Below are 21,749 nucleotides of genomic sequence, written 5' to 3'. Positions count from 1 at the left end.
CATTGACCTCCGTTATAGACAACGATCTCAAAAGTGGCACGGTTTGACCCAAATCGATGGCACAATCCCTCCGAAATACCCACATTTTTCCCAAGCCACATTCCTAGCACTTCTTTTCTTCCCTCACGATTTAATCCGACTGCCAAATAAATGGTTTTGTTAATGACTTTCGAATTCTCCCGAACCTTGAAAACGATTCCATCCATCCAGACAATTAGGTATAAATCGTCTAAAGGACGGTTCTGCCAAGCAACAACTTCGCTGGCAACAGCGTTTGTAATTCGGGAGATAGTGGAGGTAGAAATATCAAAATCATACATCTCTTTGATCTGTTCTTCAATATCACTTACACTCATTCCTTTGGCATAAAATGAGATGATGATATTTTCCAAACCATCGATAATATTGTGTTTTTTCGGAACTAATGCAGGTTCAAAACTACCCTCACGATCTCTGGGAACTTTAATCTCAGATTCTCCGAAAGAGGATTTTATTTTCTTGGTTCCGTGTCCATTGCGGTAATTTCCATCTTTTGTTTTTTCGTGTTTTTCGTTGTCTAGATGGGCATCCAGCTCGGCTTCTAGCATATGTTCTACAGCTCGTTTGTGCATTGTTTTGAAGAAGGATGTTAGATCTTCTCCACTTTTAAAGGATTTGTAAAACTCCTTGTTGTTTAATAATTCTTCTTTGTCGATCATAACTATGTAATGTTTAAAAATAATAAAAAGTTATTTCCGAAAATATTTTTTGAGCTTTGAGGGCTCAAAATATCTTCAGAATAACTTTTCAACTTACACAGTTAGAAAGATACTACCATTTTTTCATATTTATCAATAGCTATTTTCTCAAATTGATCATTTACTAACATGTCTTTTCGCATTAACTCAAATGGGGGAGCGAATCGTTGTTCCATTAGAATTGAATTATATATTTCAAAATCACTATCACCGACTACAATTTTTATACTGCTTTTTTTGTTGTAATTATCATAAACTTCAATGTATTCAAACACTTTCTCTTTTTTGCTGTTATAGTAAAAACAAGAATATCTATTGATACACTTCATATAATCTGTACTGCTAGTAAATGAACCCCTAAAATATTTCTTTTGCTTGTTTTTGTTTTTATATTCACCAAGCTGAGAGATATAGAAAGTATGTATGACTTGTTGATTTTTATAGGTAATTAATCTAGATTTTATATTTCTATCGTTTATACCATAATTTACAAAACCTTCATAGACGTCGAAATTTTGGTTACTTCCTTTTAGGTACTCGGCCTTAAATATTTGCGATGCATATTTTACTAGCTCAAATGGACGAATGTTTTTGAAGATCGTAGGGTTGTCTAACTTAGTTGATTCTGATTGATTCTCTCGTTTCCAATAGAATTTCATGGGTCGCCCAAAGTGTCGACTTAATATGTGCTCATAGCCCGTATCTAGATTACCTTTTGCTAATATTAGTCCCGTATCTTTATCTTGCCTAATTATATCTATTGGATGAAATCCCAAATGTAATTCGTTAGTATTAGTATAATCAAATTCAGTGCATCTCCTAGCAATTTCAATTAATTGAATATCAGTAAATAGCTCCTCCATATATTAAGTAAAAAGTTATTATTAAAGTTACATGATATTTTATTAAGATTCAATTGAACGAAAAAGATGCATATTCAGGAGTAATAGATTCTTCCCCACTTTTGTCGGTGGCAAGTAGTTAATTAAAACACAACTGATTATAATGTTATATTGCTGACGAAAGCTACTATGAATTAAGCATATATCCCGAGAATTCTGTAAAAATTTAAATGGTTATTTCCACTCGTTTCACCCTATTCTTCAACTCGTTATTGCGGGTATCAGTGTATCGTTCTACCTCTACATAAACAGACATTCCCTCGCTGAGACTATTCTTAGTTACCAAATGTGGTGGAATGAAAACATTTTCACCAATAGAAGTGGACTTAAAAAATGCAAATCCCTTTTGGCTATTTATGTTTATGACTTTGCCTTGAATTAACTCTACGATTTCATCATTTCCCTCCGTCGCCTCTGTTTTTATCCAATTCTTAGCTTTTGGATTTGTGTCTACATAAGTTTTAAACCAAACCAACACATCTAAAAGCTGATAAAGCACACTTTTTAAAAGGAATGGAGTTTTGATAGTTTTTACATATAAATCAATCTCTGAACGATGTGAACCAGCTTGAGTAACTTGTAAAATACTTCGCAAGTAATAGGCTATTTGTTTTGGAAGATGTGTTTCCTCTAAATGCTTGTAACCTTTTCCAACATAAATTGATCCATCAGAATTTTTACCTACCAAAAATTTACTGCTTTCATTTAAAGCAACGGTCGGTATGATAAATTCCACTGGAAGCAAATTGTATTTATTAAAGGCAACGAAAAGATCTTCAATTACTTTCCTAATCGTATTAAAGTGATTTTCGATAGTGTTTTCGTTACTGATTTTTAACAGGTTTAATACATCTTGTCCTGCAAATTCTCCTATATATTTTTCTGTGCATACATCAAAAGCACGTTTGTAATTTTGACGAATCTGGGTATCTTCTTGCATAGAAGCCGCAGATTTTATGTCAGAAAACAATTCGTTAATCTCTCTATCACTACCTTTCTTATAAACTTTTGGAAAAGCTTTATTAAATGTATTATCTCCATATGCTTCTGCTTGTCCGGTTAGGACAAATACTTCAAATTTCTTTTTTAATTGGAGCAATCTCTCTTTAGCTCTGTGTACATTGTAGGTGTCTTCAGATCCTTCAATATCATCTTCATTTTCAAAGAATTTGGCATCAAGCAATACACCATCATAAAAAGGAAAATTCTTTTCCAACTCATCCAAGCCACTATTTAATGACTTATATGGGATCAAATTAATATTATTTCTTTTTGCTCGACCTTTAGTCCCCATAAGTGTCTCATGTTCATCGTCGATCCACAGAATATTGTAAAATATTTCTTCCATAATTAGCTTATCAATTTTATTGGGAATTGGAATTTAAACTTCACCGAAAAGAATGGGTCTTGATTCAATGAAAGAACCCAATCAGTATTATTAAAATCTGTTGCAATTCTGTGTATGTCGTATCCACCTAAGCCACTTCCATTATTTGAGGTTGAGTCAGCTGTAGAGTATTTGGTTATAAACTTTTCTCTATCGAAATTCTTTGGAAAGGGTTTACCGTTATTTCCAATTTCCATAGTAAGAAAATCATCAACCTCAGTTAACTCAATAACTACCTCGTTTCCAATAGCTTTTTTGTCAAATGCATACTTATTTGCATTTGTCAGAATATTATCTAATATTGTTTTGAAAAGTGTCTCATTGGCGTATATACCTCTATCTTTCAGTTTTTCTCCTTTTACTAACAGCTTCTTTATTTTGAATTTAAATCCATTATTTGACAGATTATTGATAACATTGTTGATATCAGTTAGCGGAATTATTTGTTTTTCAAATTCCGATAAAACAAGTCCGTTCTCGCCCTTTTCAAGCACATCAGTGATGAAGTTTACATCACGCTTGATTTCACTTAAAGCAGAGATAATATCAATTTCATAAAATTCGGAAAAGGCTTTATTTAATGCGACAAAACCTTTTTTTTCTTTGTTTAAGAAATCCAATAGGTTGTCAGACCAATCAAGAATATTTTGTCTAGGTCTGCCCAGGGTATGTTTCAACGAAGCAAATTCACTAAACTGTCCTCTTGCTTTACCATGAGCCAAGGCATTTCGTTCCTTCTGAAGACTTTTAATCTTATCAGATAATTCAGAGATACCCTGAACTTTAGCTCTTTGCTCCTGAAGTGAAGGTAGCTTTATAACAACCTCCATCAAATCATCTCTACGAATAAAAGGCATGGAAGAACCCAAACGATATGATTCAAGTTGCTCCTGCACATATTCGGTATGAAGCTCGTTGATTAGATACGCCTTGTCGGCTATTAAATCATTAAGCTCGAAGGATAAAATATCCTGACCTCTAAAAATAGGTTCGCCTTTGAATTCAAAGAACGTGGGCTTTAAAGTTTTCCAACGGATTGCTAAGAGTAGACAAGATTCTGAAATTAGATGGATGTCATGGCGTTTGAATTCGGTTTCAGCAAGATTAGAAGCGTCAAGCGTAAAATTAATTTTATCGTCTTTTAAATCACGTATACGAACTAGTTTACCCGTTTCTGGCAGGTTGCCTTTTTGACCTCTAACTAACTTTAGAATATCACCAAGTTTTACACCGCTTATTTTCTTTTTGAAATAACGTGTTACGCTTAAATTGTAATCGTTGGTACGAATTTGTTCAATGTCAACAACCCGAACCGCGTTTACATCTTCTTTATCACTGTGAATTAGGCTGTTTAAGTCATAATCATTGAGCCTTTTTTCTCGGAGTCCCTTTTCAACTACATACTTCTTGGCATCAACGAATTTTATTTTACGTGAGGTCGCTTTTGTTTTTGACAGAACCACAATGATTAATGGAATTCCTGTGTTTAATAGTAATCCCCCGGGTAATGAAATAATTGTGTCAATTAAATCTTCTTCAATCAAATACTTCCTTAAACGTTGTTCCTGCATACCTCTGAACAGGAAGTTTTGTGGTAAAAGAGCAATCAATTTACCATTTTGCTTCAAGGATTGAATACCCTTTTCAATCAAAAACTGTTCGATTGTTCTAAAACTAGGTTCAATATCTCTGTATTGGTGCCCAAGTTTCAAGCCGAAAGGTGGATTGGAAAAAATAACGTCAAATTTCTCTGACTGAATTGGCCAATTTGAAATTGAATCATCACAGACGTACCTTGAACTATTTAGTTTCTCATACGCCATCATTCTTAAAGCACCTAAAGCCCATGTTTTTTTGTTAAGTTCTTGTCCAAAGTATTCCTGGCTCTGGTTAAGAAAAATGCTAAAGGAAGCTAAGCCCGCAAAAGGATTGAAAACTTTCATATTAGTCTTCAAATTAGCCAATCCACACATAAAGCGAGTTAATTCAAGTGGCTGAATAAACTCGCCAGCATATCTTCCTTGGGATTGTGAAACTCTATAAATCACATCGTCAATTATAGCAGCAAAATTGCTCCTAAGAGTTTCTCTCTCTATTTCTAAAAGAAGGAAAGAAAAATATCCCATGGGTTCGCTCAACACTTTTGACAAAGAATCACTTAGTGCGTCGATAATCAACAAATAATATTGCTTAGTTTCTTCATTTAGACCTGAATTTAGAATGAGTGTCTTAATGTCTGGTATATCAAAGTCAGTAGGGAATGATTTTTCATTGATTAAACCGTCTTTGTATAAGGATACAAACAAGAGTACTACTTGTAATGAACTTTCTAAATAATGCAATTTTTCACTATTTCTAAAAGCATCAAAAATGCTAAAAATCTTAAACGAGGTGGTATCTACTGGATTTGAATATACTTTATTCGTCATAGTTTCGATTATTTAATGATAAAGTGCAAAAATCAAGATTATCTGTGCATTGCAAGTGCACAGTAAATTTTATTTCAAAAAAATATTTATATCCTCAGTACTCTCCGCTCGTCGAACGAGGTTTACACCTTCTTCTTTTCATTAATATTGCTATAGTTTTCAAGTAACTCGAAAAAGTACTTATTAAAGCTTAGATGAGCTTTATCGCCAATGTAGTCATTCCCAACAAGTGCTATATAACTCCTTTCGTACACTTTTTTATCCAATTGGTTATTGACATTAGGGTTCTACGCTATGTTTCTTACTTGCCATCTTAGGTTTAACTTCTTCTTTTAGCTTGATAATCTCCGCTAACAAATCCTTCGCATCGCCATCGTTAGGAAGTTGTGGAATTAACTGACCTTTGAAGGCTTTGTGTAGAATGGCTTGTGGTAAGCTGTCTACTTTAGCTTTTAAAGTTTGATAACGAGCTTCGATGGTGTCCGCTTTGGCGAATTGGGTTTGTACACACCGAACAATGTTTTGTTGTTCCTGGATGGGTGGCATAAATATTTGCATCTCTTTTATCGCAGGCATATATATAGTCCCAACAGTTGTCCCTACACCACTTCGGATTAAATACTTACGAGCAGATATTAGTGAATACATGAGAAATCTGTTATTGAGTTTTTCTGAGCAAATCCAATTCGCGAAGTGTTGAGAGGTTGCCATTTCCCCGCCCATTATGGTAACGAAACCTACAGATATATCTCGACAAAAGCATACAGTTCCTTCTGGTAATAGCCTAGCACTTGAATTTTTAATTCCGTTTAAATTAGGTTTAAACTTTGTTTCATTAATTACTTGTCCATCTGCTGCTCTTATATCTTGCAACGAAATCCAATTCACATCACCGTTTATCCAATATTCTTCTTTAGACTTTCTAGGAGTATGACCAGATTCCAATCTTGCGATTTTCAATAATTTATACCATTTCCAACTGTTACCTTCTTCTTTTTTTAAATTCGGTTCCAAGCTAATACAGCTAGATACGTATCCTTTGTATGTAAAATTTTGCTCTAACACTTGCTGGCGGAAATCTTTTAACAATTGTGGAATACGGTCGAGTGCTTTTTTTATCTTTTCATGTTGTGCAAAGAGTTTGTCCAACTTAGCGACAATACGTTCTTGTTCGGGGAGTGGAGGTAGGGGGAAATCCAGTATCTTAAAAACAGAAAAATGTCTGCTGTAACCAAAATCAGGAAGATTGAGGCTTAACAAATTGTAATAAAAAAAACGTTCACTAATACCATTTATTGGTTTCAGCAATTTAGTACCATCGGCTCCAACAGCAAATTTAAAATCTACATATTTTATGTTTTTCGTATGATCCCCAAAGATTATCACAGGCAATTCGCCATTATATAATAAATCTTCATCATCAATATAACCAGCTATTAATTGGGCACCCTGATCAACAACTGGATATATTCCAATGGAATTAAAGTCTTTAGATTTGAGCTTAACATCAATTTTAGTTTTTTCCAAAATTTCGTCATAGCTGACTAATGGCCATCTTATTGGATACGACGGCTGTATTTCATACTTATTTATATCTCCCTTACTTGCCATTAGCTCAACTCCTTTATCAAATCATTCAACTCATTGGTAATAGCATCTAGTTCCAATAACGCTTCACGAGCGATATCTATAGGCTCTCCAAGATCATCTCCACTACTTAATGAGTTATCGGCTATTAAGCCAATATCTAACGAGTCCCCTTTGGCAGCAATGGCTTCACGGCTGAATACCTGCCAACGGTTATCCTCTTTGGCAATTTCTGCACGCTTAGTCTCATCGATATCACCTTGCCAGTTTTCTTTGACTTCATCAATAGAAATCCCTCCAGTGTATGCTTTTACAAAATCGGCAAAGGCTGTACGGGTAAATGGTGTGCGCTTACCAAAGCTCGGCGCATTGGTACGCATATCATAGACCCATACGTTTTTGGTGTTGCCGGTTTCTGTATTGCCACGTGTAAAAAATAATACATTCGTCTTGACACCTGCCGCGTAAAAGATTCCTGTAGGTAAACGCAGGATGGTATGCAAATTACACTTGTCCATCAGGTCACGACGGATTTTCAAACCGTCACCGTCTTCAAATAGCACGTTGTCTGGTAGCACAACTGCCGCACGTGCTTTACCGTCTTTTTTCAATGAGCGGTAAATGTGTTGTAAAAAATTCAGCTGCTTGTTGGAGCTTAAAAAGGTCAAGTCTGTACGGGTAGGTCGCTCCCCTCCTTTTTTGGTACCAAAGGGCGGATTGGCCAGTACACCATCGTAATTGTTGAAAGCCTCTCCTTCTTGGCTCAGTGTGTCCGCCAAAGCAATCGGGGACTCTATACCATGTAGTTTGGCATTCATTAATGCTAAACGATGGGCATCTTGTACGAGTTCACAGCCAGTAAAGGCTTCATACTTCTGAAAGTGAAGCTCCTTCTCGCCCAATGTAAAATAGCTATCGGTCTTCTCTTTAAGATAGTGGTCTGCTGCGATCATAAAACCAAATGTTCCCGCAGCAGGGTCGTTCCAACGTTCGCCAATTTTGGGCACCAACAGATCGACCATCACATTGATCAACGGCCGTGGCGTGAAATATTGCCCAGCGCCAGATTTTTTCTCGTTGGCATTTTTCTCTAAAAGTTCTTCATAGATCGTTGCAATCTGATCTTTCTCGGTATCTTCAAACCAGTCGATACCGTCTATAGCTGTAACTAGCGTACGCAAGTTAACGGGTTTACGCAGCATACTGCTGGCATTGGTATAGATCTCCTTAATCGTTGCGTTTTGCGTCTTCGCAGAGATCGTAGCTAGCAGCTCCCGGTACGTATCGTATAATTCTTTATTATCTTTGATTGACTTAAACTTGTCCCAGCGATACTCTTCTGGTATCTCCTTGTCAAATTTCCGCACTTCGGAAAGTTTGAGGAAAAGAATATAAGTCAATTCATTTAAATATTGGTGATAGGTAACTCCATCGTCACGTAGGACGTTACAGAGATTCCAAAGTTTCTGTGCGATTTCTTCAGCGCTCATTTTTTTTAATTAATTCTCTTCGTAATAATAGGAATAGTCTATTCCCTTCATAAACATCTCTCGACTGTGGATATCATCAGTCAGCGCATTCTTTATAAATATTTTCAATGGTTCACTATTCGCTACGCTCTTTATCATGGCTTGGTGATAATCGGCTTTGGATATTTTGCTCCAGTCTACACATTTTTTTAATTCCTTTTTGAACATGAGATCTAGCCAAATACGCGTACTCCGTCCATTGCCTTCCATAAATGGATGAGCGATGTTCATTTCCACATATTTGTCTACAATTTGATCAAATGTTTTGTCCTGCATAGCTTCGACATCTTTTAGCGTATTAGGTAGGAATTGCGCCATCGCAAATTGAAAGCCTCCTTTGGCAATATTCTTTGCGCGGATCTTTCCAGCGAAATCATACAGTCCACCAAATAAATAGGCATGTATCTGCTGTAGACCTTTAACAGTACCTACTTCAATGCTTTCAATGAATGAGCTTTCAAAAAGGGCATAAGCTTTACTTTTACTCTTACCGTCGATGGTTTCGTCGCTATAGGTAAACCATTCTATAAAACGGTTTGCTTTGGTGCTAGGGAAAGTCTTTCCTAAAGCGATTATGCCATCGTGATCCAGCATATCAGACAGTCTTTTTTTTCCGTCTGGAGCAACAATTTTCAACTGGGTAGTGGCACTAACCAGTTCATTATTTTCCTTTTTAAGCTTGGCTTTGAGATATTTCCAATAGTTTCTGGTTTTGGTATAATCATCCTGATCGGTCAAAACAGCCACAATGTCTAACACTGAAAACCACCATTTGCTAAGCTCATCATCCCAAATAGCACGTACCTCTCGGTCATCAAAAAAACGAATGGAAACTTTATTCATCATGATCAAGCTGTTTGATTTCCATTATACATATAAGTATTTATCTTCTGCAGAATAGCGGGCAAGTGATTTTCAAACCTTTTATTGATCCGTTCAAATCCACCTATCTCATCAAAGGGCTGTTTGTCCAAATCTTCTACAGTAACAATGCCTTCGGCAATCATCTGCTTTTCAATCCGCTGAAGCAGACTTTTCTGCGGCACTGTCCAATTTTGTTCCTGGTACAGCCGTAGAAAGGCTTTTTTGACACGATCTTCTCGGCTTTCAAGTACAGATCCTAGCATAAGGGTACGAATATAGGCAATAATATCCGCAGCCACATCTTGTCTTTTTGCATTTTTCCATGCATCATGTAGGGTGCGAAGATTATAACCCTTGGTATCAAGCAATAAGCTTAGTTCCTTGAGATCGGCACGTTTTAGTTGCGTCGGAGATGTGGCTATCAATTTAAGTGCAGCTATCTCATTTTGATTTTCTTCTAGATAACGTCTGAACCCTTCGATATAATCTTCCGGTTTATCCATCTCCCCATATCCGGTACTTACCTCACGAAGTACATCAGCATGATTGGAGTAAAACTGATGAGCTGGTGCTTGCCTGTACTCGTCTAAATACTTCCAGAGCTCCGTTTTTTCAGTCAGCATTTTCACCTGCTCTGTAATGTCTTTCTCGCGAAGGTGCTGAATAAATTCGTCCAATGTATCGGCTCCGGTAAAGTATTTGATCATTTCAGCATCTAGGCCTGAGGCACGCTTTTTACGTTGCAACTTGGCAATGATCTGATCAACCTGCACCGCTGCCCGTTCATCGGTTTGTATATGTGCAAATTCACCGCTCAATGTACTGAAATCAACTGAAGGATTGACAACCAGCGGTTTCATATCGGTGTAATCTTTGATACCCTCATACAGATTGACCGCATCAAAAACACGAAAACTCTCTTTGTTTATCTCAGGACAGAGACGGGTGGCCCGACCGATCATCTGGTCGTATAGAATACGAGATCTAACGCGACGCATAAATACAAGATTAGCAATCTTAGGTACATCAATCCCTGTAGTCAATAAATCGACTGTAACGGCAATATTCGGGTATTTTTCATTTTTATACCGTTTGACCTTCTCTTCAGGCTTATCAATGATACCTGTGATTTTTACGACAGCATCATCAGGTACAGGTATCCCTACCGCCGCAAACTCTTCTTTCAGGATTTTGACGATCATATCTGCATGATGGTCTGTAGCCGCAAAGATAAGCGTTTTGGCTTCGCCATCAGGATCTATGTGATTGACAAGTTCTCGAAGTACTGTACGGTTAAAGTTTTCGGTAATAACACGTTTATTGAATCCTGAGATATCGAATTTGAGTTCGTCACTCAACTCATCAAGTTCAACAATCTGATTACCTTCCTTGTCGTAAACAGTAGGTTTTTCGCCTTTCTCCCATACAATCCCTTCTTCTGACAGTTGGGTCTTGATCTTGATTGGTGGATCCTGATCAACTAAATAACCATCTAATACGGCTTCTCGTAAACTATAGTTATAGATAGGTTTATTAAAAATTTCTTTCGTATGAAGCGCTGGTGTAGCTGTCAAACCAACTGCAAAAGCATCAAAATAATCCAACACTTGACGGTACTTGCTGACATAATCATCTTGGTCTTTGAAGTAAATCTCTTCATCGTCCATTTCCTTATCCAGTAAATAGCCCCGATGTGCTTCGTCGACGATAATACAGTCATATGTATCTATACTGAGTGCTTTTTCATCACTCTCATTGGAATAGAGTCTTTTGACCATGCTCTGTACAGTAGCAAAGTGGATACGGCTATCGATATCGGGCCATACATGCTTTAGCCCATCGATGTGGTAATAATCGCTGAAACTTTTCAGGTCTTCAACCTTGTAATCTTTGAAACCGTCGAGTGCCTGCTTGGCAAGCAGGGTGCGATCTACCAAAAATAAAATACGTTTAAAGCGATTGGTCTGGATTAAGCGATAAGCCAACCCGATAACTGTGCGTGTCTTACCAGTACCGGTTGCCATGGCCAATAATGCCCGGTTGATCTCGGGATGATGGATAATAATATCTTCGACAGCTTGAATTGCGTTGATCTGGTAATCTCTCAAACCCAATCCTGTCTTGAGCTGCAGAAAATCCAATGGATTCTCTTCTAATTTTTTATTAGCGAGTGTGATGTCTTGTTCAAACTTTTTTTGCAGATCCGCTGGACTATGGAATCCTTTGATAGATCGAGAATTATTGTATTTCTCACGTATATCAAGATACCATACACCACTTTTGGTGGCAATCTGTTGGAGATATTCGCGACCATTGGTGGAATATAGAAATGGTACTCGAAAGCCATTCCAGTCGCCCAATAGCTCGATCCCTGTTTGCGGAACAACATTCATTGCATAGCGCTTACTTTGGTCGAGATTGGTCGATATATCCTGACCATATTTTTTGGCTTCAATGACAGCATATAAACTTGTACCTATGAATAGTGCATAGTCTGCATAACCTCCTTTGACTGGCCACTCTGCAATAGCGATATTCCGGCCTCTTTCAGGTTGTGTCTTATGGGTCTTAGCGTTCAGTAGTTTGGTATCGGCTTCCCATCCTATCTTACGCAAATTTATATCAATAAGCTCCCGGGTCTCTGCTTCGTCCATATCAAGTTTGGATGCAGACCGTTTGGCACGTGCCGTAAACGTCGACCGCTGTTCTGCACTGACCATTTTTTGCTGGGCTATCGCCTGCTCATATTGTTCCTTTAAGACCTTATTTTCCTGTTCAAGGATATGCAATGCGTGTCTGGCATCTAAATCCTTCGGTGTACCAAATCTTAATGTAGAAATGTCCATATTCTTTACAGAATAGGATTCGTAAAACCATTTTCCTAGTTTAAATGCAGAAAAAAGAGATGAGGTCGCATCTGCAGTGGTTCCTACATATTCATGTACTGCATCATTACCCTGCTTGCGAAGTATTGTAAAATGGTCTATTACGTTTGAAGGCAGAATACCCTGACTTCTTAGGTTATAGATCAGATTTTGAAATTTTGTATCCTCCGGCAGCTCAATCCCATAGGTCTCAAAAATCTGCTTGGCCATGTATTCTCCATATTGACGCAGCTTGAATAAAGATGTCGCTGGATCTTGATATAGATTGTATTCGGCGGCTTGCGCCAAATTAAAAAGCAAGGGATATTCTTGTTCTAAAAATTGGAAATTAGATACGGCCATAGTGATAATACTTAATTCAGAAATTCAGCTAGAACCAAATATAAAGAAAACCAATCGTTATACAACAAAATATTGTTTTAAACACTAAATTAATTACCGTCTGCCTAATGTCTTTGCTATGAGTTTGGCACTTCTATAATTGCGTCTTAAAGATTGCATCAACATAAAATTAAATAGAATACTAACGCAAAATAATGGAAGCGATGCCAAAAGACTAGGTCTTACATCATTCTCAGTAGCAATAATTACAACTAGGATTGAAAAGAGTAACGTAAAACAAATTCCTCCGACAGAAAACAATGTAATAATGAAAATATCAAAGATTTTCGCACACACACCTATTCTAATCTTTGGCTGCTCAGTATTTAAATCAATAAATGACCTCGCAGCCTTAATTTCCGGCCAATCAAACTCTCCATTCGAACTATCCCTCAAAGCTATGAGCTTCTCGATTTTATCTGGATGGACAAATATGCCTGTTAAGTCCCGAAATTCTTGTTGTTTCTGAATATCTTTTGCTAATTGACGTAAATCAGTATGTATTTGCCCCCAATCTGGTCTCGATTTCTGCTTAGTTTTGAACAACCTCCAGGTTAAAGGCCCTTCGGAATTTAAAAACCTTAGTAAGAAAGCTGCTACCACACATATTAGAAGTATCGTCATTATTATAACAGGATTGACACCAATTTTCTCGAAAAAGCTTACAATCTCTGGAATGCTCATTGTTACTAATTTTAAATTATTTATATCTTATTTTCTTTTGGATTATTGTTTAACGAAGCTGAACGGTTTGTATATGAGAATTATTCACCTTAAATTCATCATCCCATAATATTTCGAATGAAATATTATCAGGAGATCCCATGTGTAAATGAATATTCAGATCTACATTTTCATGCTCATTTAAAAGTGGAAAAGGGAAAGGATTCAAACTGTAAAGATATTCAGGTTCATCATGTATAATTAATCGAACATTTTTTGCAGAAGCCTTCCCTTTGTTATATACCCTTAAAGTCCTTAGCCCCTTACTACCTACAATAATCGAGGCCCGAACCTCAGCCTGCATTTTTTGAATTTTCTCCTCTTCAATTTTCCCAAGCTGATAGTCATTGATTAGTTTCTCCTGAGCTTTTATTTTTTTATCGTGCTTGAAATAAGTAAAAATAGTCCCCATTAACGCCATAGCCGCAACAATAAATGAAGGGTCGTCGAAATCTATTTTCATCTTCTCTTAAATTTAATGAATTTATTACCTCTAAAAGTTTTCTCTAGTCTTTTAGCAAAGTCATCAATTAACTGTTGACCCACTTCTTCTGCAGCATCTTGAATTTGATTTTGATTGAATGTTGCCAATTCATCAATCCCACCCTGATATTCGCGACCACAGTTCTTGCATTTCACCCAAGATTTATTTTCATTGTGTTCAAAATCCCCTTGACCGCAGGTTGCACAATAAAGGGATACGGTTATTTTGGTACTCATAATTTTACAGTAATTAGATTAAAAAATAAAATGTGCTTCGTGTATCTATAATAACACAAAGCACATAATAATTAAACAAGATCAACTATTGGAGCAGCAGGCGCATCACGTTTGACCGCTACAATCCCATTCTCTCTACCAGCTAAACTCGTATAATTTTCGCTCCGTCCGATAATTTCACCATTCCCACCTGTTAGGTTGAAGGTATAATTATAAACGGCATTTTTACGTTGGTAACGGCTATCATAGGGAGAATTAGCTTTAACAGAAGCTATCCCATTTAAACATCCTTGTTTGCTCACGTAACCTTCACTACCAAGAATAATTTCACCATTACCAGACTTTAATCTAAAATAGTATTGCGAATTCCTTGAACTCACAAATACTTCAAACTTTGCATTTGACATATTGATACAAAGTTGTACTGTACCTGTGCAACCAATGTGCACAGGTAATTTTTTATGATTTGTATTTGCTGATAGCGTCTTCTAGTTTTTTATGCATGGAATCTCTTACCGAAACTGGAGCTAAAATCTCTATAGCGGAGCCATAACCCAATATATGTGAGAAGAACTCATAATTGGGAATAATATCCAATGTTAAAATGACGTATTCTGCAGTTCTCTCAACCACTGTTTGCGATGGATGGATAGGTTTAGAGTCAATATAAGGCCACAATGCCATACTTACTTTAATTGAAACAATCAAAGACTCAGTATTTGCCGGTTTGCTAACCCCTACGATATCTTCGAAATATGAATTATGTGTTTCCTTTGATGCTATAAAATCTAGATTTCCTAAGGTATTTAAGCTGCAAATTCGATCCAAAGCCAAATTAGTCCAATTTTCAAAACTATCTCGCCTTCCGAATAAAAACCAACGATTATTGTATTGTTTCAAAAAATAGGGATGAAAAACAAGCGTTTCTTCCAGCTCTTTGTTAAATGGCTTATATTTAACTTCCAACACCTGCTTCTGTTGAATATATTTAAGCAAATCACCCAGTAGGTTTATATTTTTTAGATACTCATTCTGATCGAAGAAAATACATTCTTCAATTTCCTCCAACTGAAAGCTCTTTTTTAGTTTAAGCGCAAGTTCTTGAACAAACTCGAATTGTTGTAATCCACTGAATCTTCCAAGAATATTTAAAGCGGTCTTCAATGAGTCTGCTTCGACTGGGTTAATTTGCTGAATAGCTATAGAATAATTAGCTTTAGAGTACCGATAGTAGCTCTTCTTCCCTTCTTTATAAGATTCGATAGGCGCACGAAACCCCGCCTCGCTACGCATAAAATCTATATCTTTAAAAATCTGTCGTCGAGAAATCGATGCCGCTTTACCAGTATACTCTTTAATTGCGTCCGAAACATAAGTCATCAGATCATCAATAAAAAACTTCCGACCTTTATTGGAGAAACATCTATCCAATGCTTCGTACCGAATGAGTGCATGCTTGTTTGTGGACATATTTATTGAAATGAATTTTAAAACAACATTTTTTAGTTCCGATTTTACGTATTATAATAATTATTAATGGACAAATTGGTCATCCACAAGGCATGAAATTTACTCGACTATTATCCAAGCAACTTTAGTACATTTTTAAGATTTTCAGTCATCCTTATAGTTTCATCATTGGAAACACTAGTGGGTTTGTGGACTAATTTATTACGAAACTGTCTGAGATAGTTGATTTCACTATATATATGGCTATTTTCTTCATCATATTTTAGTAGGACATATATTGCATTCATCAATGTGTGAGTTTCTGGAAAGTACCTTTTGGCTTTATTAATAATTATTTGTTCTAAGTCAGTCCATAATTTTATATAGTTACCAATATTAGACGAATTTAATTCTACTTTTATTTCGGATGTAATTTCCTGACAGATAGAATGGATTATGTCATTGTCAGGATAAAGAGCTGATTTAGGAATTCGATTGAAATGTTTCCCCCAGAAATCATCATTATTAGGAATTTCATATTTTGCTATCAATCTATTGTTTAAATCAAGTTCTGATTTATTTATATAATCATTAAAAACGTCATCAGTACCTACCAAATAGCCTTCTTGGAAATAGGGTCTTAAAGCCTGTGGAGGTGAAATACTTAGTAACCTAATGTTTATCAAATCATGTTCAGAATTAATTGAAATTCTATTTGAATAATATGGCAAGCCAAAAACATAGATAAAAGCATTTGGTTGATCATTATCGAGCTGAGCAAAAGAACAAGCTACTCTTAAGGACTGCGTAACATCAATAAAGGGTGTTTCAGTTACTTCATAGTGTTGTAAAATACTCCATTGGATGTATTTTTTTCTTTCTATCTCAGAAACACCTGATATATTATTTTGTTTTAACAACTCCACTAGTATTTTTGAAGCACTGCTTAATTTCTCAAATCGGAAGTCTAACTCGGGCTGGGACAAGTAATTACTTCGATAAATTGTTGGATAAAATGTTGAATTATTATTACTATTTCGATAATCATTTTTTTGACCTCTAAAGAATAGTAAATAATCTTTATTTAGATATGAAAGCTTCGCTATTTGCTCAACTAATTCACGAAAGCTCGAAATTTTAAAACCAGAATCTTTTCCGACTGTTTTAGGCGTTGTATGCTTTAGAAGCTCAGGCGGTAATTTTCCATGTATCCTTCTCATAAATTTTATCTTCTCTTATTACGACTATTATTATACTATTAACTAACAAAGACTATTCATCGGCTGCAATAACTCATATTTTTTGGCGTATTTTTTTATCTATAAATGCAATTTTAAGCACTACTTGAGCGTTTCGGTAACGCGCTTGTAAATTTCCTCCATCTTCTTCTCATAGCTGGTAGAGCGACCGCCAAAGAAATCTACATAGCTGGCTCCTATATCGCTAAAGACAGTGGTGCCGATAGCAACATTGGCAGCAATTGGATCATTATAGCGTGAAATCTCCCTCCCTTCGATGGAATTGGTCGTGGTTACTATCATGGCATTATACTTTTCAATCGGGCAAGGTTAATACCCAAGCCTAATATACATTATTTATGCTGAATTAATATGTTTACAGATATTAACTTTCAAGATTATTACAAACTGTAAGGCTAAGGTATAGGTTTGAAAGCAGGATTGTTTACGGGAAACCGTAGCTGATTTACTCAACGGTTTTAATAAGATAATAAAATAAACAAAAAGGCCTCCCTCGTTAACCGTCGAGGGAGGCAATTTTGGCTAGATGTCCGCTTGGGCTAGATGTTAACCGGCTTTGGGCTTTCATCTACTGTAAAGATCGCGAGATTAGTTGAGATAATTGTTGTTCATTTTATTCAAAAGCCTGCTAAAATTCGAATTTTTAATTTTTTTATAAAGTAATAAGATTTTACTGCTAATGATTAGTGATCTTTGATCCAGATTTTGTTAAAAACAGTTAGGTTCATTTGGAAGTAACAAAGAGACCAGCATGTTTCACCAGCCTTTGACAGAGTGCGTTTTGTACTCCCTCACGCTCTGCAATCTTTGTCCTTTTTTCATTTCTTATATTATCTAACCAGCTTATCTATATTACACGAGTAACGTGTAAAGCTGATTTCAATTCCCTATTGTATTTCAATCAGAAGAATGGTTCTTAAAATCGAATTACTTTTCTATTATTACCTGTATATTACCTGTGCATTATCTATACATTATAAGCGAGTTACAAACTTTCACACAAATGTGTAGTTTTTTAATCTAGCAAAAATTTTACGATAAATAACTTTAGCTTTATTCCTATAAATCGTTAAAAGAAAAGTAAAATAGAAGTAATGAAAAGCCATTTTTTTACAAGAAACTTTATCTGGCTCCTTATCTTGCTGTTTATCGTAGTAAGTTGTCAGAAAGATTCGTCCCAAGTATTAGATAATGAAAATAAGCCGACTTTGGCTGATATAAAAGAATTTTATGCCAAAGAAGGAATATTTAAAAAGATCAATCCAAAAGATAACTTACCAATTCAATGGGAACCTTTATGGGATGAAGTAACTGTCCGTAAAGCAAACGATTCAGTTGAATATATGTTTGTTCCACTGCATCCATTTCTCAAGGAAGATAAGGAGAAAATTACGTTTTAAAAAGGTGGTAAGACATACTTACTCGTAAAAAATGGCAAAGAATTTTACAAAGGCTTTTTTTTCAATGATACGAAGGAAGAAATTACTGATCTCCGCTCCTTTACTGGAAAAATGTTATTCACAAATCTAAAAAGTAACGCTGCAAATTTGATAAAATACCGGAATGGTTCGCCTTATTTTGAAGGAGATGAAAATGTACAGAAAAAGAGGGCTTCATCAACGAAAATGGCATGGGAGCAAAATTGCAACTATCAAACGGTGGATTGTATCTATCAATCAGGAGGATATGGATGTGGTAGTGGTATAACTATCTATCATAGTCGAGATTGTTCTTACCCCTCATTTTGCGCCGGATATGGCTGGTCGCTTATTGATAGCCGAGATGAATATGTCTGTGAAAATGTCTGGGTCCCAGACGCACCTGGTACAGGCGATGGCGGAGGTGGCTCTGATGGAAGTGATATTGCAGACTTCAATGCTAAAATCGATGATACAAATCTTCCAGACTGTATGAAAGGCGTGTCGGATACACTTAAAATGCTGAATGGAAATTCTGTTGCTGATATAATCAAGAAATTTTCAGGAGAAATACCAGGATATAATCTTAAGTTTGCTACAGAAAATTTTAACGACCCGATGAAAGCTGCTGGTACAAATCGAAATAATAACACAGGAGAAATAATTATAGCTTTCAATACCAATCCATTAGTTATAGGTAATGTTTCCGACTTAGCGTTTGCTACAACAATGCTTCATGAATCTATTCATGCTTACCTTACTGCATTTTTTTATGATGATGCGACGGCAGCAACAATGACTTATCCTCAATTATTTGAAAAGTATACAAAGAAAAAAGCTTTTTCAAATGGCGCTCAACATGAGACCATTGCTAGAGATTTTATTACAGATCTAGCCTCATCCATTAAAAATTACGGAGAATTAAAGGGTTATCATCTAGATAAGCAAATATATGATGATATAGCCTGGAAGGGTTTATTAGAAAACGGATGCCTTTAAAAACCTTTCAGATGTAGATAAATCTCGAATTACAGATAGAATAATGGCTGAACAATATGATACTAGAAAAGACAAAGGAGTTACACAAAAAGGAGTTCGCATGGGTTGCTAGCATTCTTTTATTTTGGACATTGGCAAGTTGTGCAACGAAAAAGAATCTTGACGACTTTGCTGAAATTGATCGAAACAATTGCAGTAGTTTTAATCAGATGGGCAAAGGATATACGGAAAGCGAGGTAGCTCCATTAATACATGGAAAAGTAAGATTATGCTATAATAATGAAATAGTGCCTTACGTGAGAGTCTTTTTTCTTAAAAATGGCAGGGACACCATAGCTTCGCTTACCACAGACGAAAAGGGTGAATTTTCAAAACAAATCTCTCCAGATGGTTTTTGGGGAAAAGTAATTATAGAAAAATTTGGATCGAATTTGACAATTGATGAAGTGAGAATAGATGCATACTTTAAAGATTACTATCTGGATATAAAATTACCAAGGCAACCTGCTTATATAAATGAAGTGGGCCCAAGAAAAGATCAGAAAAAGTTAAGAAAGGAAGTTGAAAAAGCAAGTCGAAAACATCAGTAAATAATTGCAATCTATCCACTCACTAACTTCAAGTGGGGAGGTTGATGTTATCTATTTTTTGAATGTGTAGCTTTTAAAGACCATCCACACCTGATCCGTCAACGTAAAATATTTTTGGTGCTTAGATCATTTACAGTCAAAAATCCGGTAACAGCAAACTTTTTGACAGCTAGTACTCCATGCTCAACAGCTAGAAATAATATTTTTTAAAAACCAAATAGGATTCGATATTGTATTAATAGTACTTTTCAAAAGCTTTAGCATTTGCAAATAATTATGCAACCTTTGGTAATCCACCTGTTGAAATAAATGAAACCTGGGTAAAAAACCCAACTATCACCGTGACGAGCGCCGATGGTCAACCACAAACGATCAAACCATACGCAAACTTAGGCGATGGGAAAAACTGTCCGATCCATAGCGTATCCTCTAGCCCCAATTAATTGATAACAAATGAAGAATAACATTTTAACAATTTTGGGTATTTGTTTTTTAACATCTGCCTACAGTCAAAAAAAAGAAAAGGACTTATCGATACTACAGACTTTGGTCGAAAAAATACATTTGGATCTCCGTGATGTTGCAATGATGTCTGGTGTTCCAAGTAGGACATCTGCTACTTGGGCAAATTTGGTATATGTTCAACGGGGGGATTCCATAACAACTGTGCCGTTTGACAGTCTCACTTCTCCCAAATGGAATCGCTTTGAATATGATATAACGGTTGAATTCGACAGATTTACAGGGAATAGCACTCAAAATTTAAAGGGGGTAATTGTTCTAAAGCGTATCAGCCCTGAAAGAGAGGAAAAGCTCCGAAACTGGATGCTTAAAGAAAAGGAAAAGGCTTTGAAAAGATAAATCTTAAAGTCCGGTCGATATATACGGCTGGACTCATAATAGTGTTTATATTAATGGATGCTTACATAGGTTGTGAATTGCTTTCATTCTTTGGTTTAATTGTATGTAAATCCCACAGATAGTAATTATTCATTTATTTGAATATGTTGTTTAAAAGTTCCTTCCTGATAATACTTTCATTCCGGAATGCTAGTTTATTGCTTCAAATATTATTATCATGTTCACGAACACTCCAGATCAACCCCCTGTCTCGGTAATGACAGCATTCTATTATCAAAAAGTTTTTCCATGATCGTCCACACCTGTCGCACCGTCCGTTATCATTGCTGCAACTTGGGTGATTTCTAATTTTGGAAAAGACTTTATAATATTTATTCATTTATGAGGATGAGGAGTAACTCGGCCTTTTTTTGTTTTTAAAACCAAACAGGATTCGCCCCGCCCAGACTCAAGGTTTTTTTATTCGTCATAGCCCAACTCATCGAGGATAATAACAAGTTCATCGGTGGTCAACCAGCTCGTATTGTTACATAGCATTACCCAATCGCCACTGCGAAAATCTACATTCATTATAAAAAACCGATCAATCATAATTTGCAAGGTTCCACCACCATGCAAAACAGAAACCTCAACCACTTGCTTCTGACCACACACGTCACATTCGAACTTTATATTCTTTTTCATCGAATATCGTCCTTTATCCACTTTAATTCTCCACGCTGGATCATGGCTATATATTTTTGCACGTGATCATCGGTCAATAAGCAATTGTCGTCAAGGTGATAATTGAACTGTTTAGTGAAGGTGTCATAATGAATACTTCCTACATAAGCATTATTGAGGTATATATGCCAAAGGCTGTATTTCTTGGCCCGAACTTCCACTACCTGGCGTTTTCCATGATGATAAAACAACTCAGGCACATCAGTATCAAAGCGAAGTATAAGGGCGTCAATGCACGCTTCCTTGATGTCATCGGCAAGTACACCGTATGCCAATTGCCACTCTTGGATATAATGGTGATATTGA

Annotated in this window: 21 protein-coding genes; 4 read left to right on the top strand and 17 right to left on the bottom strand. The window is 36.1% G+C overall.

The window, feature by feature from the left end:
• From B4Z90_RS07790 to B4Z90_RS07720, 15 genes are all read right to left on the bottom strand, one after another.
• On the bottom strand, nucleotides 1-698 hold a 698-nt coding region (locus B4Z90_RS07790; protein ID WP_286801793.1), incomplete at its 3' end, for an IS256 family transposase.
• A 101-nt stretch (nucleotides 699-799) separates the two neighbouring features.
• Nucleotides 800-1,600, bottom strand: coding sequence for a hypothetical protein (locus B4Z90_RS07785; RefSeq protein WP_286801792.1), 801 nt, complete (start codon nucleotides 1,598-1,600; stop codon nucleotides 800-802).
• Between the two features lie 205 nt (nucleotides 1,601-1,805).
• Nucleotides 1,806-2,987: a hypothetical protein gene (locus tag B4Z90_RS07780; RefSeq protein ID WP_112376303.1), complete on the bottom strand. Its 1,182-nt coding sequence runs from the start codon at nucleotides 2,985-2,987 to the stop codon at nucleotides 1,806-1,808.
• A 2-nt stretch (nucleotides 2,988-2,989) separates the two neighbouring features.
• Nucleotides 2,990-5,455 (bottom strand): N-6 DNA methylase, encoded by a 2,466-nt coding sequence (locus B4Z90_RS07775; protein WP_112376302.1) that lies wholly within the window; start codon nucleotides 5,453-5,455, stop codon nucleotides 2,990-2,992.
• Nucleotides 5,456-5,734: 279 nt separating this feature from the next.
• Complete coding sequence (locus tag B4Z90_RS07770) at nucleotides 5,735-7,066, bottom strand: restriction endonuclease subunit S (RefSeq protein WP_112376301.1); 1,332 nt, start codon at nucleotides 7,064-7,066, stop codon at nucleotides 5,735-5,737.
• A complete protein-coding gene (locus B4Z90_RS07765) occupies nucleotides 7,066-8,532 on the bottom strand; it encodes a type I restriction-modification system subunit M (RefSeq protein WP_112376300.1) in 1,467 nt (488 codons plus the stop codon). Before B4Z90_RS07765 ends, B4Z90_RS07770 begins: the two co-directional genes overlap by 1 nt.
• 9 nt (nucleotides 8,533-8,541) lie before the next feature.
• Entirely contained in the window at nucleotides 8,542-9,417 is an 876-nt protein-coding gene (gene fic / locus B4Z90_RS25160; protein WP_370445141.1) for a protein adenylyltransferase Fic, read from the bottom strand.
• Between the two features lie 2 nt (nucleotides 9,418-9,419).
• The gene (hsdR, locus tag B4Z90_RS07755; protein ID WP_204991095.1) at nucleotides 9,420-12,662 is read right to left on the bottom strand and encodes a type I restriction-modification system endonuclease; all 3,243 of its coding nucleotides are present in this window, start codon (nucleotides 12,660-12,662) and stop codon (nucleotides 9,420-9,422) included.
• 93 nt (nucleotides 12,663-12,755) lie between these two features.
• The gene (locus B4Z90_RS07750; RefSeq protein WP_112376299.1) at nucleotides 12,756-13,385 is read right to left on the bottom strand and encodes a hypothetical protein; all 630 of its coding nucleotides are present in this window, start codon (nucleotides 13,383-13,385) and stop codon (nucleotides 12,756-12,758) included.
• Nucleotides 13,386-13,434: 49 nt separating this feature from the next.
• Entirely contained in the window at nucleotides 13,435-13,887 is a 453-nt protein-coding gene (locus B4Z90_RS07745) for a hypothetical protein (RefSeq protein WP_112376298.1), read from the bottom strand.
• Nucleotides 13,884-14,144, bottom strand: a complete 261-nt coding sequence (locus tag B4Z90_RS07740) for a hypothetical protein (protein WP_112376297.1) — start codon at nucleotides 14,142-14,144, stop codon at nucleotides 13,884-13,886. Before B4Z90_RS07740 ends, B4Z90_RS07745 begins: the two co-directional genes overlap by 4 nt.
• A 71-nt stretch (nucleotides 14,145-14,215) precedes the next feature.
• On the bottom strand, nucleotides 14,216-14,551 hold the full coding sequence (locus B4Z90_RS07735; RefSeq protein ID WP_112376296.1) for a YegP family protein: 336 nt from the start codon (nucleotides 14,549-14,551) through the stop codon (nucleotides 14,216-14,218).
• 52 nt (nucleotides 14,552-14,603) lie between these two features.
• Nucleotides 14,604-15,614: a helix-turn-helix transcriptional regulator gene (locus tag B4Z90_RS07730; protein WP_112376295.1), complete on the bottom strand. Its 1,011-nt coding sequence runs from the start codon at nucleotides 15,612-15,614 to the stop codon at nucleotides 14,604-14,606.
• Nucleotides 15,615-15,724: 110 nt separating this feature from the next.
• Complete coding sequence (locus B4Z90_RS07725; protein ID WP_112376294.1) at nucleotides 15,725-16,813, bottom strand: FRG domain-containing protein; 1,089 nt, start codon at nucleotides 16,811-16,813, stop codon at nucleotides 15,725-15,727.
• A 120-nt stretch (nucleotides 16,814-16,933) separates the two neighbouring features.
• Nucleotides 16,934-17,134, bottom strand: a complete 201-nt coding sequence (locus B4Z90_RS07720; protein ID WP_112376293.1) for a heavy metal-binding domain-containing protein — start codon at nucleotides 17,132-17,134, stop codon at nucleotides 16,934-16,936.
• Between the two features lie 812 nt (nucleotides 17,135-17,946).
• Here B4Z90_RS07720 and B4Z90_RS07715 point away from each other — a divergent pair.
• The 4 genes from B4Z90_RS07715 (at nucleotide 17,947) to B4Z90_RS07700 (ending at nucleotide 20,720) form a co-directional block, all read left to right on the top strand.
• Nucleotides 17,947-18,252, top strand: a complete 306-nt coding sequence (locus B4Z90_RS07715) for a hypothetical protein (protein ID WP_112376279.1) — start codon at nucleotides 17,947-17,949, stop codon at nucleotides 18,250-18,252.
• A 111-nt stretch (nucleotides 18,253-18,363) separates the two neighbouring features.
• A complete protein-coding gene (locus B4Z90_RS07710; protein ID WP_112376278.1) occupies nucleotides 18,364-19,269 on the top strand; it encodes a hypothetical protein in 906 nt (301 codons plus the stop codon).
• A 56-nt stretch (nucleotides 19,270-19,325) separates the two neighbouring features.
• Nucleotides 19,326-19,859, top strand: a complete 534-nt coding sequence (locus B4Z90_RS07705; protein ID WP_112376277.1) for a hypothetical protein — start codon at nucleotides 19,326-19,328, stop codon at nucleotides 19,857-19,859.
• A gap of 453 nt (nucleotides 19,860-20,312) precedes the next feature.
• On the top strand, nucleotides 20,313-20,720 hold the full coding sequence (locus tag B4Z90_RS07700; RefSeq protein ID WP_070564582.1) for a hypothetical protein: 408 nt from the start codon (nucleotides 20,313-20,315) through the stop codon (nucleotides 20,718-20,720).
• A gap of 459 nt (nucleotides 20,721-21,179) precedes the next feature.
• Here the strand turns inward: B4Z90_RS07700 and B4Z90_RS07695 are convergent, their stop codons facing one another.
• Together B4Z90_RS07695 and B4Z90_RS07690 are read right to left on the bottom strand one after the other, a co-directional pair.
• Entirely contained in the window at nucleotides 21,180-21,404 is a 225-nt protein-coding gene (locus B4Z90_RS07695; protein ID WP_115049171.1) for a hypothetical protein, read from the bottom strand.
• A partial coding sequence (locus B4Z90_RS07690) for a hypothetical protein (protein ID WP_286801790.1) occupies nucleotides 21,401-21,749 on the bottom strand: 349 nt, incomplete at its 5' end. The genes B4Z90_RS07695 and B4Z90_RS07690, both read right to left, overlap by 4 nt.

It is taken from the genome of Sphingobacterium sp. UBA5639 (assembly GCF_002421245.1).
GTDB lineage: Bacteria > Bacteroidota > Bacteroidia > Sphingobacteriales > Sphingobacteriaceae > Sphingobacterium > Sphingobacterium multivorum.
This window is presented reverse-complemented; position numbering and strand designations above follow the sequence as displayed.

Excerpts from the sequence above, each read along its gene's own strand:
- B4Z90_RS07785 (WP_286801792.1), bottom strand. The coding sequence starts at position 1,600 with ATGGAGGAGCTATTTACTGATATTCAATTAATTGAAATTGCTAGGAGA.
- B4Z90_RS07780 (WP_112376303.1), bottom strand. The coding sequence starts at position 2,987 with ATGGAAGAAATATTTTACAATATTCTGTGGATCGACGATGAACATGAG.
- B4Z90_RS07775 (WP_112376302.1), bottom strand. The coding sequence starts at position 5,455 with ATGACGAATAAAGTATATTCAAATCCAGTAGATACCACCTCGTTTAAG.
- B4Z90_RS07770 (WP_112376301.1), bottom strand. The coding sequence starts at position 7,066 with ATGGCAAGTAAGGGAGATATAAATAAGTATGAAATACAGCCGTCGTAT.
- B4Z90_RS07765 (WP_112376300.1), bottom strand. The coding sequence starts at position 8,532 with ATGAGCGCTGAAGAAATCGCACAGAAACTTTGGAATCTCTGTAACGTC.
- fic (WP_370445141.1), bottom strand. The coding sequence starts at position 9,417 with ATGATGAATAAAGTTTCCATTCGTTTTTTTGATGACCGAGAGGTACGT.
- hsdR (WP_204991095.1), bottom strand. The coding sequence starts at position 12,662 with ATGGCCGTATCTAATTTCCAATTTTTAGAACAAGAATATCCCTTGCTT.
- B4Z90_RS07750 (WP_112376299.1), bottom strand. The coding sequence starts at position 13,385 with ATGAGCATTCCAGAGATTGTAAGCTTTTTCGAGAAAATTGGTGTCAAT.
- B4Z90_RS07745 (WP_112376298.1), bottom strand. The coding sequence starts at position 13,887 with ATGAAAATAGATTTCGACGACCCTTCATTTATTGTTGCGGCTATGGCG.
- B4Z90_RS07740 (WP_112376297.1), bottom strand. The coding sequence starts at position 14,144 with ATGAGTACCAAAATAACCGTATCCCTTTATTGTGCAACCTGCGGTCAA.
- B4Z90_RS07735 (WP_112376296.1), bottom strand. The coding sequence starts at position 14,551 with ATGTCAAATGCAAAGTTTGAAGTATTTGTGAGTTCAAGGAATTCGCAA.
- B4Z90_RS07730 (WP_112376295.1), bottom strand. The coding sequence starts at position 15,614 with ATGTCCACAAACAAGCATGCACTCATTCGGTACGAAGCATTGGATAGA.
- B4Z90_RS07725 (WP_112376294.1), bottom strand. The coding sequence starts at position 16,813 with ATGAGAAGGATACATGGAAAATTACCGCCTGAGCTTCTAAAGCATACA.
- B4Z90_RS07720 (WP_112376293.1), bottom strand. The coding sequence starts at position 17,134 with ATGATAGTAACCACGACCAATTCCATCGAAGGGAGGGAGATTTCACGC.
- B4Z90_RS07715 (WP_112376279.1), top strand. The coding sequence starts at position 17,947 with ATGAAAAGCCATTTTTTTACAAGAAACTTTATCTGGCTCCTTATCTTG.
- B4Z90_RS07710 (WP_112376278.1), top strand. The coding sequence starts at position 18,364 with ATGTTATTCACAAATCTAAAAAGTAACGCTGCAAATTTGATAAAATAC.
- B4Z90_RS07705 (WP_112376277.1), top strand. The coding sequence starts at position 19,326 with ATGATACTAGAAAAGACAAAGGAGTTACACAAAAAGGAGTTCGCATGG.
- B4Z90_RS07700 (WP_070564582.1), top strand. The coding sequence starts at position 20,313 with ATGAAGAATAACATTTTAACAATTTTGGGTATTTGTTTTTTAACATCT.
- B4Z90_RS07695 (WP_115049171.1), bottom strand. The coding sequence starts at position 21,404 with ATGAAAAAGAATATAAAGTTCGAATGTGACGTGTGTGGTCAGAAGCAA.